A 16,985-nucleotide genomic window follows, 5' to 3' on the forward strand; every position below is an offset into this window, starting at 1 on the left:
CAATCACCTTTCTATTTGTAAGCGTTTTCTATAATACTATTCTACATTATTTTTATCTCTTTTTCAAGTAAATTTCAAATATCCTTACGGAAAATTACTAAAACCGAACATTAGCTGAAATTAGTAATAAATAAGATAGAAACCACTGCATTTTGTGCCTATCGATATCTTTTAATTCCTTTTTCGCTAAATATAGGAGCTATCCCAAATAAGCAGAGGATGAAAATTTTCATAAAGATATAGACCAATATGTAAATTTACATTTTAAAATAATAAGCAATTAAACATATAAATGCTTGATTCTTTTCAAATGGTTCGATAATCTTGTTAAATTCACAAGTTCATCAAGGTAAGAAAAAAGGCCGCACAAAGCCGCCTTTCTCATTATTTCACATCAAACACGATGGATTTCACTTGTGTCATCGCTTCGATACTGTAACGAATCCCTTGCACTCCGGCTCCAGATCCCTTAACTCCAAGGAATGGGAAGTTATCTGGACCACGTTGGGTCTTATTATTGATGTGTACAGTACCCACTTCCAGTTTCTCAGCAATTTCAAATGCTTTCGGGAAATCATTTGTAAAGACTGAAGATTGAAGACCAAATTCTGACTGGTTACAGATCTGGATAGCCTCCTCAACGGAAGTCACACGAATAATCGGAAGAACAGGACCAAATGGCTCTTCCCAAGCTAATTTCATATCCAGTGTCACATGGTCAAACAAGGCAGGCCAGATGAGATTTGCTTCACGTTTGATTTCCGTCAAGGCTGACGCTCCCTTTTCTTGAGCATCTTCAATCAAGCCCCAGATGAAATCTGCTGATGCGTTATCAATGACTGGTGTGATATCCGCATTATCAAAGGGATCACCAACCGTCAGTTTCTCTACCTCTGCCTTAATCAGCGCTGCTAATTTATCCGCTACGCTCTCCATGACAATGACACGTTTAATAGCCGTACAGCGCTGACCGGAATAACTGTATGCCCCGCCAACAATCTGCTTAGCTGCATGCTCCAAGTCAGCATCTTCCAGCACAACTGCAGCATCCTTACCACCCAATTCTAACATAATTGGACGCATACCAGCTAACTTACCGATGCGCTCACCGATTGGAGTGGAGCCAGTAAAGTTAATGTAGTTTACTTCCTTATGCTCAATGATGTAATCCCCGATTTCTGAACCACGTCCTGTGATGGTATTGAAAACACCAGCAGGCAGACCAGCCTCAGCAAAAGCCTGAGCCAAGAGCAGACCAGAGATTGAACCTTGAGTAGGTGGCTTAAACATCACGACATTTCCGCCGATAAGGGCAGGAGCAATTTTGGAACCAGACAGGTTGACTGGGTAGTTAAATGGCGCAATGGCTAGTACAACTCCTACAGGCTCACGACGGACCACAGCCAATTTTTTCTTGCTGGCAGCTTCAAAGCCGCCGCCTTCCATAACCTGACCGTGAATACGAATGCCCTCTTCAGCCGCATAGCGAATCAAGTCTGCTGTCCGGACTACCTCTCCGACTGCCGCTTTGATCCCCTTGGCAACTTCTTTTGCAAGAATTTCGCCAATCTTCTCCTGATCGCGCTCCAAAATATCCGCAACCTTATGCAAATAAGCTGCACGCTCAACTGCTGAAAGAGCTCGCCAAGCTGGCAAAGCCGCACGAGCGCTCTCCATCGCATAGTCAACCTCTGCCTGAGTCATGGCAGGCACAGTTCCTAAAATCTCATTGTTGATAGGAGATGAGATGGTAATTTCATTTTCAGAAACTTTCCACTCTCCATTTATATAGTTTTTATATTGTGTCACTTGTCCCCTCCAAAATGTTATTAAATATTATTTTACCAAATTTTCTGAAAATTTCAACTAAAATCCGTAAATTTAAGGAATTTTTTCACAAATTAAATAGATAATCTTAGTTTGTTCATATTCTACTTGCTTATTTGCAATTTTTTCTTTGGTTTCCACTTTTTGCTCCCTCTTACTATGAAGCTACAACAAAAAAAGACCAGGAAATTTTTCCTGATCTTAATTTTTCAGATTAATCGAAGTCAAGATATTCTTTTTCAAGCTCAAGAACTTCTTCCATCGTTGCACATTCAGTCAGTGCACGCTGAGCCAGTTCTTCCATCTTCTTCGTATCCAGCTTCTTCATGAGGCTACGAGTCCGAAGAACAGAAGTCGCACTCATAGAGAATTCATCCAAGCCCATACCTACGAGCAATGGTACCGCTGTTTGGTCGCCGGCCATTTCTCCACACATACCTGCCCACTTGCCTTCAGCATGAGCTGCCTTGATAACATTGTTGATCAAGCGAAGGATAGATGGGTTGTAAGGTTGATAGAGGTAAGAGACTTGCTCATTCATCCGGTCAGCTGCCATAGTGTACTGGATCAAGTCGTTGGTACCGATAGAGAAGAAGTCTACTTCCTTAGCAAATTGATCCGCCAGCATAGCTGCTGCTGGAATTTCAATCATGATACCCACTTGGATATTGTCTGCTACTGCAACGCCTTCAGCCTGCAGCTTAGCTTTCTCTTCGTCATAAACCGCTTTAGCTTTGCGGAATTCTGTCAGAAGGGCTACCATTGGGAACATGATGCGCAATTGTCCATGTACAGAAGCACGCAAGAGAGCGCGAATTTGTGTACGGAACATAGCATCGCCAGTTTCAGAGATAGAGATACGCAAAGCACGGAAACCAAGGAATGGGTTCATTTCATGCGGCATATCGAAGTAAGGAAGCTCCTTATCTCCACCAATGTCCATTGTACGAACAACTACTGGTTTTCCATTCATTCCTTCAAGCACAGCCTTGTATGCTTCATACTGCTCATCTTCTGTCGGGAAGTCCTGAGAATCCATATAAAGGAACTCAGTCCGGTAAAGACCAACTGCTTCTGCACCGTTAGCATTGACACCTTCAACGTCTTTTGGCGTACCGATATTGGCTGCCAATTCGAAGTGCTTGCCATCTGCAGTCACAGTCTGAGCATCTTTAAGCAATTCCCATTCAGCTTTTTGCTTAGCATAAGCCTCACCAGCTGCTTTGAATGCTGAGATTTGATCTTCAGTTGGGTTGATAATCACTTCACCAGTGATACCATTAGCTGCAATCACATCGCCGTCTTTTACAAGCTCAGTAATGTTATTAGTTCCCAATACTGCTGCGATTTCAAGCGTACGCGCCATGATAGCAGAGTGGCTTGTCCGGCCGCCGATATTGGTTACAAAAGCTTTAACGAATTTCTTATCCAGCTGTGCTGTATCAGAAGGAGTCAAGTCATGAGCGATCACAACTGATTCTTCATTGATAGACGCTGGGTTTGGCAATTTCTTGCCCAAAAGGTTAGCAAGAACACGTTTGGTCACGTCGCGGATATCTGCCGCACGTTCCTGCATATATGGATTGTCGTCCATGTTTTCAAAGAGAGTGATAAACATGTCCGTTACTTCTTTCAGACCAGCTTCTGCATTGGTCTTTTTCGCACGGATTGTTTCTTTGATTTGCCCAACCATTTCAGGGTCAGCAAGTACCATTAAGTGAGCGTCAAATACCTGAGCGGCTTCCTCACCAAGGCTATCTACTGCTTTCTCACGGATAACAGAAAGCTCGTTCTGTGAAGCTTCAAGAGCTGCATCCAAACGAGCCTCTTCTGCATTCGTATCTTCGACTGAAACAGTCTCAAATGATAAATCCGGTTGAACTAATAGATATGCCTTAGCAACGGCAACACCGTCAGATGCTGCAATTCCTTTAAGCATTTCTGTCATATTAAGCCAATCCTTCTTTTTCCATTGTTTCGGAGATTGCAGCGATGGCATCGTCTGCATCTGCACCTTCAGCTGAGATAACTACGTCCGCACCTTGACCTACACCAAGACTCATAACACCCATAATTGATTTCAGGTTTACTGATTTACCTTTGTATTCAAGCGTGATGTCTGAAGCGAATTTGCTAGCAGTTTGAACCAACAAAGTTGCTGGACGTGCGTGAATACCTGTTTCTGCTACAATGTGGAAATCTTTAGAAGCCATAGTTAGACTCTCCTTTTAAATAATTCTTTTTGAGTTATTGTGATAACCCTTACAAGTTGATATTATATCACCTTTTGAAATCTTTTTCAAGAATTTTATGGCCCGCTTACAAAATATTTCTTAGGAAATGAAAGCACTTCTTATTATATTGAAGGTGGAATTTCCAAGCCAAAGCCCCCATCTTTCAGCTTTTATTCAAAAATGACTTCCACCAAATTTTCAATCATAAAATCAAAAACTTGTTCAATATCAACAGGTAACTGATCCTTATGTGTAATGGTAGACATAGTTGCAAATAAAACAGAAATAGCTAAATCCTTATCAATCTTTAAACTTAGAAAAGACTGAGAAAAAATTTCTTCATTCAGACGAGCCGTTTGAGCATCAATTTCTTGTCGCTGTTCAAGACTCAGTTTATTATTAAAGTTTAAGTAATCAGGATTCTTTGTATCAAAGACAAATGTACTTTTTTCATACTCTTTAAAGACTGCCTTCAAAGCTTTAGACAGCCCCTCCTTTGATGGATTATCCTTCAAAATAACTTCAAAAATGGAAAAAATCCTGTCTTGTGCATCGCGATAAACCTGAAAGAAGAGCTCTTCTTTATTTTTAAAAAAGGTATAAAAGGAACCTTTTGCAATCCCAACTTCTTGACAGAGAATATCAACACTCGTTTTCTTATAGCCAAAATTCATCCAGCTTTGACTGCAAGCATTCTTAAATTTTTCAATTAATATTCTCTTTTCTTCTATTGTAAACCCTTTTGGCATAGCTTCCCTTTCTTTTTTAAAATCGAATATGACTATTTACACAATTTCGGTCATATGGTATAATTACTTTGTAGCTACTCGTTAAATATATCTTACTTTAGCTACAATTGCAATCTTTTTTATAGAAAAGAACTGATTTCTCTATTTCTTCTGTCTATTGAAGGCGCGCTATATTTAATAGAAAAGAAATAGAGGTTATAGACGGTCCAGTCTCTATTTTTATGAAAGGAAGACGCTATGAAGAAATTACTATTATTCATCTGCTCACTACTCCCTATACTTTGCATTATCATTCCAAGCCCTGTATTGGCGGATAGTAAGACTTTACCTACAGGGGATAGCTATGAACAGATCGGTCAAAAGATAGAAGATTTTTATAAAAAAAATGAAAAGACATCCGCTGCTATGGAAACAGCTGTTTTTGATACAAATGGAACCATTTATCGAGGAAATTTCGGCTATATTGATAAGGAAAAACAGACCAAAGCTGATGATAGCACCATTTTTGAATGGGGTTCTATCACTAAGCTGACTGTCTGGATATCTGTCATGCAGCTCTGGGAAGAAGGAAAAATTGATCTTGAGACTGATATAAAAAACTACCTGCCCAAGGACTTTCTCAAACATTTAAATTTCGATAAACCTATTACTATGCTAGATTTGATGAATCATCAAGCCGGATTTGACGAGCAAAATACTTACCTAAAAGGGGATAAAAGTATTGAAGAACTGATGAAGACCAGACAACCTAATCAAGTATTTGAACCAGGTACGACTACTGCCTATTCTAACTTTGGTACCGGACTAGCCGCTTATATTGTTGAGCGAATTAGTGGACAATCATTTTCCGACTATGCCCATGAGCACATCTTTAAACCCTTAGAGATGGAAAAAACGGCTATTTTGCCTGACTTGTCCGATAATGCATATGTCTATGAAAAACATAAAGAAGTCAAAAGCTATGATGCTAATGGAAATTATAAAAAAGATTCAGACTTTGAACTAAGTCTCTATCCTGTCGGCCGTGCCACAGGAACCTTAGACGACTTGCAGAAATTTGCCCAAGCCCTTCTAAAAAAGAAAGAACTTTTCAAACATCCTGACACTTGGAAAACTCTATATACTGCAAGCTCTACCTATCCAGGTACAGATATCCCTCTGAATGCACACGGATTTTGGTATCAAGAATATGGGGTCAGAGTTATTGGACACGGCGGCAATTCTGGAGGATTCTCTTCTTACATTTTACTTGACTTAGAGTCTGGTATTGGGCAAGTCATTATGACGAACCAATTTCAAGAAAAAATCTATAATTACAAGATGCCCGAGCTAGTATTTGGTCCTAAAAAATCTCCAAACAAACAATCTTATGCAAAATTCCATCCTGGTTACTATCGCAGCGCCCGTACTTTCAATAGTGGTCCCTTCTCTTTCTTAAGAACAGTTCCGGGATATACCTACTATATCAATGAGAAAGCAGATGCTGCTCAGCTCAACGGAGATTTCTGGGTCGCTAGTGAATCACAAGGACAAGAAAAAATCACGCGAGCCTATGGCGACGCGCTTCGGCAATCTAATTGGGATCTTATCAAAGACTACGGGATGCTCCTTCTTGCTGGATTGGCCATTTTGTTTAGTGCGATTAGTCTCCTTACCAATGCAGGTATCGATCTTTATCGCCTTATCCTAAAAAAATCCCAAAAGAAGACTTCATTAGCATGGAAAATATGGATATACCTAACCAATGCCGCTATTTTAAGCATTCCTTTCAACCTATTCAATATCTTTACTAAACTTATGAATGCTGCAGATGCTGACTATAACTGGAACTTTATAACATTAGCCATTCTAGCTCTGCTTCTTGCAATCGGCTCTCTTTATCCTTTCTATCTTAAAAACAAGGAAAAATGGAGTAAGAGTAAATTATTTATCACTAGTATTGCCAGCCTATCCTCTCTAATCATGGTCGCCAATATTCTCTACTGGTCTCTTTATCAATGGTGGGCTGCCTACTAAAAATAACATATTATCCCTAGCTCCCTGCAGCAACATTTGCAGGGAGTTTTTACATTCCAATCAAAAATATCTAGCTCGAATTCAGATCCAAAAACTCCTCCCTCCACTCCTGCTAGTGATTCCCTAAATTCTGTAACACAAGATATTGGATTTTGGTTTTGGGGAGGAAAAGCTACTAGTCATTTTTCTAACATTTTAAGACTTGTTTAAGCATTGCCGCAACAGCATTTTGCTCCTTTTCTGCAATTTTTCACTTCTTTTCACCGCTTATACAAACACTATATATTGTATTGTAATCTATCCTATAACAAAATATCACACAATATTTAGTTCAAAACTATTGACATTCTATTTTCTTTTAGATATACTAGTTTCGTATTATTTAAAAGAAAAAACGAAAGTTTAGAGGAATTTTTAATGGTAACTATTTACTCAAAAAACAACTGCGTTCAGTGCAAAATGACCAAGCGCTTCTTAGATACTAATCATGTAGAATACCGCGAAATCAACTTGGACGAACAGCCAGAATTCATTGACCATGTCAAAGATCTTGGTTTCAACGCTGCTCCTGTGATTCAGACAGCAACTGAGGCATTTTCTGGTTTCCAACCTGGTAAATTGAAAAAACTGTCTTAATGTAGTTTATTTTGAGGGCAGCGCGCCTTGATTGGGAGATAAACTAAAAGACAGATTATCAGGGCAAACTGCAGCTCCTATGCTCATAGGGGCCGTTTCTTTTGTAAGGCGGATATTTTTCCGCTAGCTAATTATCTTATTTATATAGAAAAGGAAAAACATGGGACTCAAACATTTAGAGGATGTGACATACTTCCGACTCAACAACGAAATCAACCGTCCAGTTAATGGTCAGATTATGCTTCATAAAGACCAAGAAGCCTTAAAAGCTTTTTTTAAAGAAAACGTTGAGCCAAACACCAAGCAATTTTCTTCTATCACAGAAAAAATTAAATATTTAATAGAAGAAAACTATTTGGAGAAGGAATTTATTGAACTTTATTCTCCTGAATACATCGAGGAGTTGACTGCTTTTATCCATGCTCAAGATTTCAAGTTTAAATCTTTCATGGCTGCTTATAAGTTCTACAACCAGTATGCACTGAAGACAAATGATGGTGAATACTACCTAGAAAGCATGGAAGATCGGGTACTCTTCAACGCTCTCTACTTTGCCAACGGAGATGAAGCCATTGCCAAGGATATTGCCAATGAAATTATCCACCAGCGCTACCAACCGGCGACACCAAGCTTCCTCAACGCTGGTCGGGCTCGTCGCGGTGAATTGGTTTCCTGCTTCCTCATCCAAGTAACAGATGATATGAACTCCATCGGTCGCTCCATCAACTCTGCCCTGCAATTGTCTCGTATCGGAGGCGGGGTCGGTATTTCCCTCAGCAATCTGCGGGAAGCTGGAGCACCTATCAAGGGTTATGAAGGAGCTGCATCTGGGGTTGTGCCTGTTATGAAACTCTTTGAGGACAGCTTCTCTTACTCTAACCAGCTGGGCCAACGTCAGGGAGCTGGGGTTGTTTACCTCAATGTTTTCCACCCAGATATCATCTCTTTCCTTTCTACCAAGAAAGAAAACGCCGACGAAAAAGTTCGGGTTAAAACCCTTTCACTCGGTGTCGTCATTCCGGATAAGTTCTACGAATTGGCGCGTAAAAATGAAGAAATGTACCTCTTCAGCCCATATTCTGTTGAACGCGAGTACGGTGTGCCATTTGCCTACCTCGACATCACTGAAAAATACGATGAATTGGTCGCTAATCCAAATATCACTAAGACTAAGATCAAGGCTCGTGATTTGGAAACAGAAATTTCTAAACTCCAACAAGAATCTGGCTATCCTTATGTCGTAAACATTGATACGGCCAACCGTTCAAATCCAATTGACGGTAAAATCGTCATGAGTAACCTTTGCTCTGAAATCCTGCAAGTACAAGAGCCTAGCCTTTTGAATGATGCGCAAGAGTATCTTCACCTGGGAACAGATGTATCATGTAACTTAGGCTCTACCAACGTTGTCAACATGATGACTTCGCCTGACTTCGGAAAATCCATCCGAACTATGACACGCGCTTTGACCTTTGTCACAGACAGCTCGCACATCACAGCTGTGCCATCTATTGACAATGGTAACAGTCTGGCGCACACCTTTGGTCTGGGAGCTATGGGACTGCACAGCTACTTAGCTCAGCAGTTGATCGATTATGGATCTGCGGAAGCTGTAGAGTTCACTAGCATCTACTTCATGCTCATGAACTACTGGACCTTGGTTGAGTCTAACAATATCGCTCGCGAACGTGGCGTGACCTTCCACAACTTTGAAAAATCTGACTATGCCAACGGCACTTACTTTGACAAGTACCTGACGGGTGATTTTGTACCTCAGTCTGACCGTGTCAAAGAACTCTTCGCAGGCATCTTTATCCCGTCTGCAGAGGATTGGGCAGAGTTGCGCGACAAGATCAAGGCTGATGGTCTCTACCATCAAAACCGCCTAGCTGTTGCACCAAATGGCTCTATCAGCTATATCAATGACGTTTCTGCTTCAATCCATCCAATTACTCAGCGGATCGAAGAACGTCAAGAAAAGAAAATCGGTAAGATCTACTATCCTGCTGCTGGTCTGTCAACTGAGACTATTCCTTACTATACCAGCGCCTATGACATGGATATGCGCAAGGTTATCGATGTCTACGCAGCCGCAACTGAGCACGTGGATCAAGGACTTTCCCTGACTCTCTTTATGCGCAGCGATATCCCTAAAGGCCTCTACGAATGGAAAAAAGAAAGCAAGCAGACAACCCGCGACCTTTCTATCCTGCGTAACTACGCCTTCAACAAGGGAATCAAGTCCATCTACTACGTCCGCACCTTCACTGATGATGGCGGCGAAGTAGGTGCCAACCAATGTGAAAGCTGTGTCATCTAACAAGAGATTTTAGAAAAAGAAAAGGAAATTCGACCATGTCACAATTTTACCTTCCTCATCATTGTCAGGAAGGTAAAATCATGGAGTATTGAGACAGTATCCAAGAAGTGATAGCTGATACTCCATTAGGTCGTACCATCTACTAAAGGAGAAAGAATGCAAACTTACTATAAAGCCATTAACTGGAACGCTATTGAAGATGTCATCGATAAGTCCACCTGGGAAAAACTGACCGAGCAATTCTGGCTGGATACGCGGATTCCCCTATCCAATGACCTGGATGACTGGAGAAAGCTGTCCCACAAGGAAAAAGACCTGGTCGGCAAGGTCTTCGGTGGCCTGACCCTGCTGGATACCCTCCAGTCTGAATCTGGTGTGGATGCCCTGCGCAAGGATGTCCGCACAGCCCATGAAGAAGCTGTCTTCAACAACATCCAATTTATGGAGTCCGTTCACGCCAAGTCTTACTCTTCTATCTTTTCTACGCTCAATACCAAGTCAGAAATCGATGAAATCTTTGCTTGGACCAACACCAATCCATACCTGCAAAAGAAAGCAGAGATTATCAATGAAATTTACCTGAACGGTACAGCTCTGGAAAAGAAAATAGCCAGTGTTTTCTTGGAAACCTTCCTCTTCTACTCTGGTTTCTTTACTCCGCTCTACTATCTGGGTAATAACAAACTGGCTAACGTCGCTGAGATTATCAAGCTGATTATCCGTGACGAGTCTGTCCACGGAACCTATATCGGCTACAAGTTCCAGCTAGGTTTTAACGAATTGCCAGAAGACGAGCAAGAAAAACTCAAAGAATGGATGTATGACCTGCTCTACACCCTCTATGAAAATGAAGAAGGCTACACTGAAAGCCTGTATGACACAGTCGGCTGGACCGAAGAGGTCAAGACCTTCCTGCGCTACAATGCCAACAAGGCTCTGATGAATCTGGGACAGGATCCCCTCTTCCCAGACTCAGCGGACGATGTCAATCCTATCGTCATGAACGGTATCTCAACCGGTACTTCCAACCATGACTTCTTCTCCCAAGTGGGTAACGGCTACCTGCTAGGCGAAGTTGAAGCCATGCAGGATGACGACTATAATTACGGTTTATAAGACAAAGAACCCCTCTTTCCGGATTTTGGAAAGAGGGGTTCTTTGTCTGTCTATTAATCTATTGATTATCGTAGATATATTCTTCCAGATGTTCTGCGACTGTAATCTCAACTCCAGCCTCAGATGTTAGATAAATCACGGTACAATCATGAGCTGGGACAATAGGAAATAAAAAGGGCTTCATATTTTGATAAATTCTATACATCCGCCTTTGACTCGTTGGATTTTCAAGATAAAGCTTGCTGTCACCACCAGAAAAGTCAGCCGGCAGAAGGGCATAGTAAGCCACCAAAGCTCCATTTTCATCCAATACTCTAATCTTATTTAAGTCCTCAGCTATTTTTTTCATCATTAAGGTGGCCATTTTTTACTCCCTTCATGTCTTTATCCAAATAAAGGTGGAGCTGGGAACATCATCCCTAACCCCACCTATACAGTCACTAATTAGATACGCGATAATACGGATGCTGTGAAGCAGTGATAGCATCGCTGCCTAGTTGCAATTGTTCTTTTGGAGCAGGATTACCTGTCAAGGGCAATGCAGCACCTTCTGGAATAAAGAACAAGGGATCACTGCTACCAGAGCTATAGTACCCAAAAGATACGACATATTTATTATTATCAACTCTACCATTGTAAAAGGTATTATTGTCAATCACTTCGCCTGAACTTCGTTTGAGCACTGTTGAACCATTGACATCAATAACAAATTGATCTCCCAAATCATTTTGCCAGGTACCAGCCACAGTAGAAAAATCTCCTGCCGCCAAAGCATTGACATCAATACCTGCTGCTGGAGTGGCTGAATCTTTCGTGTCAGACTTTGTTTCATTTTTAGGCTGAGCTTCAGAAGATGCTGACGCTACATCAGTTTCATCTTGGCTAGCTGATTGAATAGCTTTTGATTCAGACTTGACATCCGATTTAGAAGTTTGAACTGTTTGACTAGAGCTACTGCTTTGAGATGTTTGCTTCTCCTGCTGTTTGCCACAAGAAATAAGTAAGAAAACGGACGCAACAAGCGTTGTACTAGTAAGCAGAAATTTCGCATTTTTCATAAAGGGAAACTCCTCTAAGTTTCAAACATATAATAATCAAATAAAATTAGTTAATCAGCTACTCGATAATACGGATGCTGGGAAGCAGTGATAGCATCTTGTCCAACTCGAATCTGTGCTTTAGGATTTTCGTTTCCAGTATCAGGCAAAACAGCTCCTTCAGGAATCACTAAAAAGGTTGCGCTGCTGCTACCAGCAGTATAAGCAAGAGTAGATACATAACTACCATCGCTTACTTGACCTTTTAGTAAAGTATAATCGCTGGATTCTTTTCCATTCAGAGTATGAGAAACAACCCCTTGATTATTCAATACTATCACATCCCCCAAATCATTTTGCCAAGTACCGGCTACAGTCGAAAAATCTCCTGCTGCCAAAGCATTGACGTCAATACTCGTTGCTGGAGTAGCTGGGGCTTTCGTGTCAGACTTTGTTTCATTTTTAGGCTGAGCTTCAGAAGATACTGACGCTACATTAGTTTCATCTTGGCTAGCTGATTGAACAGCTTTCGCTTCAGACTTAGAATCTGATTTAGAAGTTTGAACTGTTTGGCTAGAGCTGCTATTTTGAGATGTTTGCTTCTCCTGCTGTTTACTGCAAGCACCAAGCAAGATAATAGAAGAAGCGAGCGCAGTCGCAAGAAACATTAATTTTGCATTTTTCATAAAAGGACCTCCTTTAGGTTTGCCTAATTATAACACGAAAGATTTTGCCAAAACAGGACATAGATGTCCTGTTAGCCTTGATGATAGATCTGAAGTTCTTTATTCCACTCCTCAGACATTTTTTTAGATAGAAAAGTATGACCTAACAATTTCGCCAGCGTCAGTCCCTCTTCGTAGTATTGTTGAGCCTTTTTCTCGTCCTTGTGTACGAAAAGCTCATATTCTCCCTCTAACATTCTTATCAGCGGTTTCTTTTGATAGTCCTCTGTCAATTCCATGATTATATTAAGTTTGTTGAGTGTATCTTTTGTATAAATGAACTCTTTTCGCTCGCACTCAATACCTGGGATTGTTAGTAGAGCATCTCGCATGAGAAAGAGATATTCATTTGGAATATAGTCAACTGACTGCAGTAATCGCCGAGCGATTCTTGTATATAATTCCTTATCAAACTTAGATGACCGAATCTCCTCTTCATCTCCCACATAGATCTGATAGAGCTGGATGTAGAGTAAATCATTCACGTCATAATGCTTTTTACTCTGTAAATCATCCAAATGCTGGGCAAAGAGAGTCATTCCATACTTCTGGAAATTCTCAGAAGTATAGGTATAAATCTTTGATTGCAAGATATCCATTACATTCTGCTCAGCTTCTGGCAAATCATCGTAATAAACTTCAAAAATCTCATCTATGATATGCTCCAATTCGGACAAGACTTCAGAGTTGCCATAAGTGGTCGTGCGAATCAGCTTATACTTCAAGCGCTGGTAATCAGCAGGTAGAGCGGCATCTTCTTTTTTACTTCCTATCAAGGTTGCCAAATCAACCTCTAGACAGGAAGCCAGATATTCTAAAGTAGAGAGAGTCGGCTGGGAAATGCCGGACTCCAAACGCGTTAACTGCCGTATAGAAAGCTTTGACTCATCACCACACAATTGCTCCTTGGTCCAGCCCCTATTTAATCGAAGCTGTTTCAAATGCTGTCCAAATTCTTTTCCTTGCATCGTCAATTCCCCTCCCAAATAAATTAGGAAACCTTTGCTTATGTTATCATGTTGTTCTAGATTTATTATAGCATAACTGGAAAGATTTTACTAATAAAATTCTAAAAAGATTACTTCCTTTTCTCAGTGATGAAATCTACCTAACTGTTGCAACAGTTAGGTAGAGCGGAGCTATTGAGACCTTAGGCTCAATAGCTAGTCATGGAACTCTGCAGGAGGTCGCTGACGTCCGCCATCACTTGAGAAAAGTATGTAAATCTAAAAATTAGCATATTACAAATATTAAAGGACCCCAAACTTAAAAGTTTGGAGTCCTTCTACCATATTCTTTTTTGAGTCTAAACACAAAAAAATTAGCAATACACATTCAAGTGAGATGGCAAGACACGAATCGTTACTGGCAATTGGTCGCCCTCATCTCCGTCAACGTTGACGCTGAGCTCTGCGTTTGCATCAGCCAACTCAACTGTGATTTCCTTAAAGGTTAGATACTCGATATTATCACTTTCTTCACCATTGCCCGAAATCAAATCTGGAACAGAAACCAAGGTATCCAAGAGATTTTTATCCTTAAGATACAAGAGATGAAGCAAGCCGTCATTGACAGTGGCTTCAGGGAGAATGCTTTCGAAACCTCCGATTGAGTTAGTAGATCCAATCAAGAGTGTACTGCTCTTTATCGTGCGCTCTTCTCCATCAATCTTCAAGTGAAATTCGTAAAAACTAGTATCCATCAACTGCTTGAAACCAGAGATAAAGTAGGCAAACTTACCCCACTTGGTCTTGTCTTCAGAATCTACATTGTTGATTGACTCTGGAATAGTTCCAATGGCAACCACATTCATAAAGTACTGGTCATTAATCTTGCCGATATCAAGTGGCTTGACTTTGTTGATATCGAGATTCTGGATGGCTTCTTCAGCATCTAGAGGAATGCCGAGAGCACGCGCCAAGTCATTGACCGTACCAAGTGGAAAGAAACCAAAGGTCGGACGATAGTCTAGTTCAGCCAGGCCGCTGATTCCTTCATTAACCGTTCCATCGCCACCCATGACAAAGACGCTATCATAATGGTCTTCTGCCGCTTGCTTAGCAAAAGCTGCTGCGTCTCCGCCTTTTTCAGTATGCTTAACCACTACCTCATCGAAACATGCTGCCAGCTTTTCCCTTGCCAAGTCTTCATAGGACTTGGCTTTTTCTCCTCCCGAGCTAGGGTTGACAATTAATAGGACTTTAGACATAAGGAAACCTCTTTTCATTTGATAGCTCATTATACCATCTGGAAAACACTTTCACAAGAATTTGAAACTGCTAGCTTTCGAGAGACCAGAAAAGCAGTTTGGTATTTAAACTCAATTTTACAGAAAAACACTTCTTGCGTTAGATTTTTCTGTCTAACTTTAGAAGTGCTGTCTTATATTTAGTTTTTCTATTAAAAGAAGACAATGAGAACAAAGGCAATGAGGTTATTGGCCAAATGTAGCCCCATTGAGTAACGTAGGTCCTTCTTGGCTAGATAGCCTAGGCCGAAAATTGCCCCCAAGATGAAGTAAACCAGAAACTGGACTAGATTGCTCGGCAGATGCAGAAGAGAGAAGAAGCTGGCAGATACAGTTAAATAGAGCAGGATTTTCGCCAAACTATTTTGGTCGGGAAAGAGAAACTTAGCCAAAAATCCTCGTGTTAGCAACTCCTCTAGAATAGGAGCAAAGATTACCATGTATAGGAAGGCAAAGGCTGGCTGCTGCTGAATCAACTCTACAGCAGCATTCTGATTGGCAGAAGATTCAATAGGAACGAGCTGCTGGAAGATAATAAAAGCAAGCAAGAGAACGCTGGGAAGCCAGATAGAGCTGGTCAGCTTGGTATTTTTGATTTCCAGTTTTAAATCTTTCTGGTACCATTTCCACATGGCAAAAGAATAGAGACTCGCAAGTATGACAAAAATCAGCAAAATCAATAATTGAGAAAGTCCTCCTGTCAGGGAACCTATAGTGAAGACAACTATAGCCGAAAAGATATAAAAATAGGATAAGAGGACAAGAATATAAAGGCCAAAATTAGTAAAGAAAGTTTTTAATTTCATAGTGATTCCTTATAGATTGATTTACTTAAACATAGCTAGCAGCAGTATTATAGCCATGGGGAGATTGTTCAGGATATGCACCAACATGGAATCTTTTATATTCCCCCGACGAGCATAGGACAAATAAAGAACCAGTCCAAGTGCAAAATAAATTGGGAACTCTGTCAATTGGGTGATATGAGGCAGAGTGAAGACCACAGAAGTCACAATAGCAGGCAAAACTTTTTGATTATTTTTGAAAAAGAAGGCAGTCCCAAAACCGCGGAAAATTAATTCTTCCATGATAGGAGCAATAAAAGCAATCGTTGCAACAAAGAGCAAAGCAAAGAAGATATGCTGCGAAGACATCATTCCCCCTAGCCCTTGTATGGCACTGTCATTACTGGTCTGGGAATTGCCGCTCAGGATGAGATTAAGATAAACACCAACAATAGCAGCCACTCTGGCAAGGAAAAAGAATAGAAAAGCAAAACCGATGTCCTTGCCAGACAGTTTAAATTTTTTCTTTTCTTCAGGTACATGCTTTTGGTATCGCCGCCATAAGCTACGAAAAATAAGGAAAACTAAAACCAGATACAAGGCTACCAATAAGATTTCTGCATAAATAGGTAAACTCTTCCCGAGCCTTAAGAATAGCATCGGAGCAACATTTATAAGGAGGCTAAGAGCAATTAAGCCTATCCATTTTACAAGTCCTAAAGCAGTTGATTTGAAGTTGTTCATTTTGTATTCTCCTTTTGATAAATATTGATCCCGACTTCCGTATCCTCAACAGCGATTTCCCCCTTCTGCCGGAGAATAGCGGCAGCGAGGAAAAAATCTCCTGCACAGCCGGCTGCATGGAAGCTAGCAAGGACGATATAAGAAGCCGCAGTTAGAATATGCAAGCCATAGATCAAAGTCAAGGCTAGGCTAATCAGAAAGAATGGTGCCAGGATAATGACGAGCATCCTTTTCCGACTGTAACGACTGCCTGGGCTAGTCGCATAGGCCATGCCGCTCTTAAAACCAAACTTGACCTTGGTATTTTCATCCCCCAAGACCTTGAAGAAAAAGCCGTGGATCAGCTCATGAATGACCATTAGAACAAGGAGGTAGAATAAGTCAAAGAAATGAAAAACTTCGCTACCCTTGCCATACATCAGAATAGCAATCCAGGTAAAGAGGGCTAGAAAAGGGAAGATCAGCAATACAGCCATTATATTCAGAGCCAGATTGACCTTTTTATTATGGATAAAATCAAGTTCTTTCAGTAGTTTCATAATTTCCGC

16 protein-coding genes are annotated in these 16,985 nt (G+C 40.8%); 4 read left to right on the plus strand and 12 right to left on the minus strand.

All coding sequences use genetic code 11. The features are described from left to right. Positions 1–384: 384 nt before the first annotated feature. From RWS24_RS01200 to RWS24_RS01215, 4 genes are all read right to left on the minus strand, one after another. Complete coding sequence (locus tag RWS24_RS01200; protein ID WP_048771677.1) at positions 385–1,809, minus strand: NADP-dependent glyceraldehyde-3-phosphate dehydrogenase; 1,425 nt, start codon at positions 1,807–1,809, stop codon at positions 385–387. Positions 1,810–2,041: 232 nt separating this feature from the next. After that, positions 2,042–3,775 (minus strand): phosphoenolpyruvate--protein phosphotransferase, encoded by a 1,734-nt coding sequence (gene ptsP / locus RWS24_RS01205; RefSeq protein WP_314364727.1) that lies wholly within the window; start codon positions 3,773–3,775, stop codon positions 2,042–2,044. Between the two features lies 1 nt (position 3,776). Then, positions 3,777–4,040 carry a phosphocarrier protein HPr gene (locus RWS24_RS01210; protein ID WP_002929889.1) on the minus strand — a complete coding sequence of 88 codons (264 nt, stop codon included), beginning with the start codon at positions 4,038–4,040 and terminating at the stop codon, positions 3,777–3,779. A 191-nt stretch (positions 4,041–4,231) separates the two neighbouring features. Beyond that, positions 4,232–4,810 carry a TetR/AcrR family transcriptional regulator gene (locus tag RWS24_RS01215; RefSeq protein WP_314364729.1) on the minus strand — a complete coding sequence of 193 codons (579 nt, stop codon included), beginning with the start codon at positions 4,808–4,810 and terminating at the stop codon, positions 4,232–4,234. A gap of 237 nt (positions 4,811–5,047) precedes the next feature. On the opposite strand from RWS24_RS01215, the gene RWS24_RS01220 reads away from it, so the two are divergent. From RWS24_RS01220 to nrdF, 4 genes are all read left to right on the plus strand, one after another. Continuing rightward, complete coding sequence (locus RWS24_RS01220; RefSeq protein ID WP_314364731.1) at positions 5,048–6,826, plus strand: serine hydrolase domain-containing protein; 1,779 nt, start codon at positions 5,048–5,050, stop codon at positions 6,824–6,826. A 417-nt stretch (positions 6,827–7,243) separates the two neighbouring features. Then, positions 7,244–7,462, plus strand: coding sequence for a glutaredoxin-like protein NrdH (nrdH, locus tag RWS24_RS01225; RefSeq protein ID WP_002897920.1), 219 nt, complete (start codon positions 7,244–7,246; stop codon positions 7,460–7,462). 160 nt (positions 7,463–7,622) lie between these two features. After that, positions 7,623–9,782: a class 1b ribonucleoside-diphosphate reductase subunit alpha gene (gene nrdE / locus RWS24_RS01230; RefSeq protein ID WP_314364733.1), complete on the plus strand. Its 2,160-nt coding sequence runs from the start codon at positions 7,623–7,625 to the stop codon at positions 9,780–9,782. Between the two features lie 156 nt (positions 9,783–9,938). Then, positions 9,939–10,898, plus strand: a complete 960-nt coding sequence (gene nrdF, locus RWS24_RS01235) for a class 1b ribonucleoside-diphosphate reductase subunit beta (RefSeq protein ID WP_002900761.1) — start codon at positions 9,939–9,941, stop codon at positions 10,896–10,898. Positions 10,899–10,956: 58 nt separating this feature from the next. On the opposite strand, the gene RWS24_RS01240 is transcribed toward nrdF, so the two are convergent. The 8 genes from RWS24_RS01240 to RWS24_RS01275 all read right to left on the minus strand — a co-directional run bounded on the left by RWS24_RS01240 (position 10,957) and on the right by RWS24_RS01275 (position 16,976). Then, a complete protein-coding gene (locus RWS24_RS01240; RefSeq protein ID WP_002912062.1) occupies positions 10,957–11,262 on the minus strand; it encodes a hypothetical protein in 306 nt (101 codons plus the stop codon). Positions 11,263–11,338: 76 nt separating this feature from the next. Continuing rightward, complete coding sequence (locus RWS24_RS01245) at positions 11,339–11,956, minus strand: DUF6287 domain-containing protein (RefSeq protein ID WP_314364734.1); 618 nt, start codon at positions 11,954–11,956, stop codon at positions 11,339–11,341. 50 nt (positions 11,957–12,006) lie between these two features. Beyond that, positions 12,007–12,621 (minus strand): DUF6287 domain-containing protein, encoded by a 615-nt coding sequence (locus RWS24_RS01250; protein WP_314364736.1) that lies wholly within the window; start codon positions 12,619–12,621, stop codon positions 12,007–12,009. A 71-nt stretch (positions 12,622–12,692) separates the two neighbouring features. Next, the gene (locus RWS24_RS01255) at positions 12,693–13,628 is read right to left on the minus strand and encodes an XRE family transcriptional regulator (protein ID WP_268689955.1); all 936 of its coding nucleotides are present in this window, start codon (positions 13,626–13,628) and stop codon (positions 12,693–12,695) included. A 353-nt stretch (positions 13,629–13,981) separates the two neighbouring features. Beyond that, entirely contained in the window at positions 13,982–14,899 is a 918-nt protein-coding gene (locus RWS24_RS01260; RefSeq protein ID WP_314364739.1) for a diacylglycerol kinase family lipid kinase, read from the minus strand. Positions 14,900–15,060: 161 nt separating this feature from the next. Further along, complete coding sequence (locus RWS24_RS01265) at positions 15,061–15,714, minus strand: type II CAAX endopeptidase family protein (RefSeq protein WP_314364741.1); 654 nt, start codon at positions 15,712–15,714, stop codon at positions 15,061–15,063. Positions 15,715–15,735: 21 nt separating this feature from the next. Continuing rightward, positions 15,736–16,437: a CPBP family intramembrane glutamic endopeptidase gene (locus tag RWS24_RS01270; protein WP_002896027.1), complete on the minus strand. Its 702-nt coding sequence runs from the start codon at positions 16,435–16,437 to the stop codon at positions 15,736–15,738. Beyond that, positions 16,434–16,976 carry a DUF3267 domain-containing protein gene (locus RWS24_RS01275; RefSeq protein WP_268701300.1) on the minus strand — a complete coding sequence of 181 codons (543 nt, stop codon included), beginning with the start codon at positions 16,974–16,976 and terminating at the stop codon, positions 16,434–16,436. The genes RWS24_RS01270 and RWS24_RS01275 overlap by 4 nt, the downstream gene beginning before the upstream one ends. Positions 16,977–16,985 lie beyond the last annotated feature (9 nt).

This window comes from uncultured Streptococcus sp., assembly GCF_963528215.1.
Lineage (GTDB): Bacteria > Bacillota > Bacilli > Lactobacillales > Streptococcaceae > Streptococcus.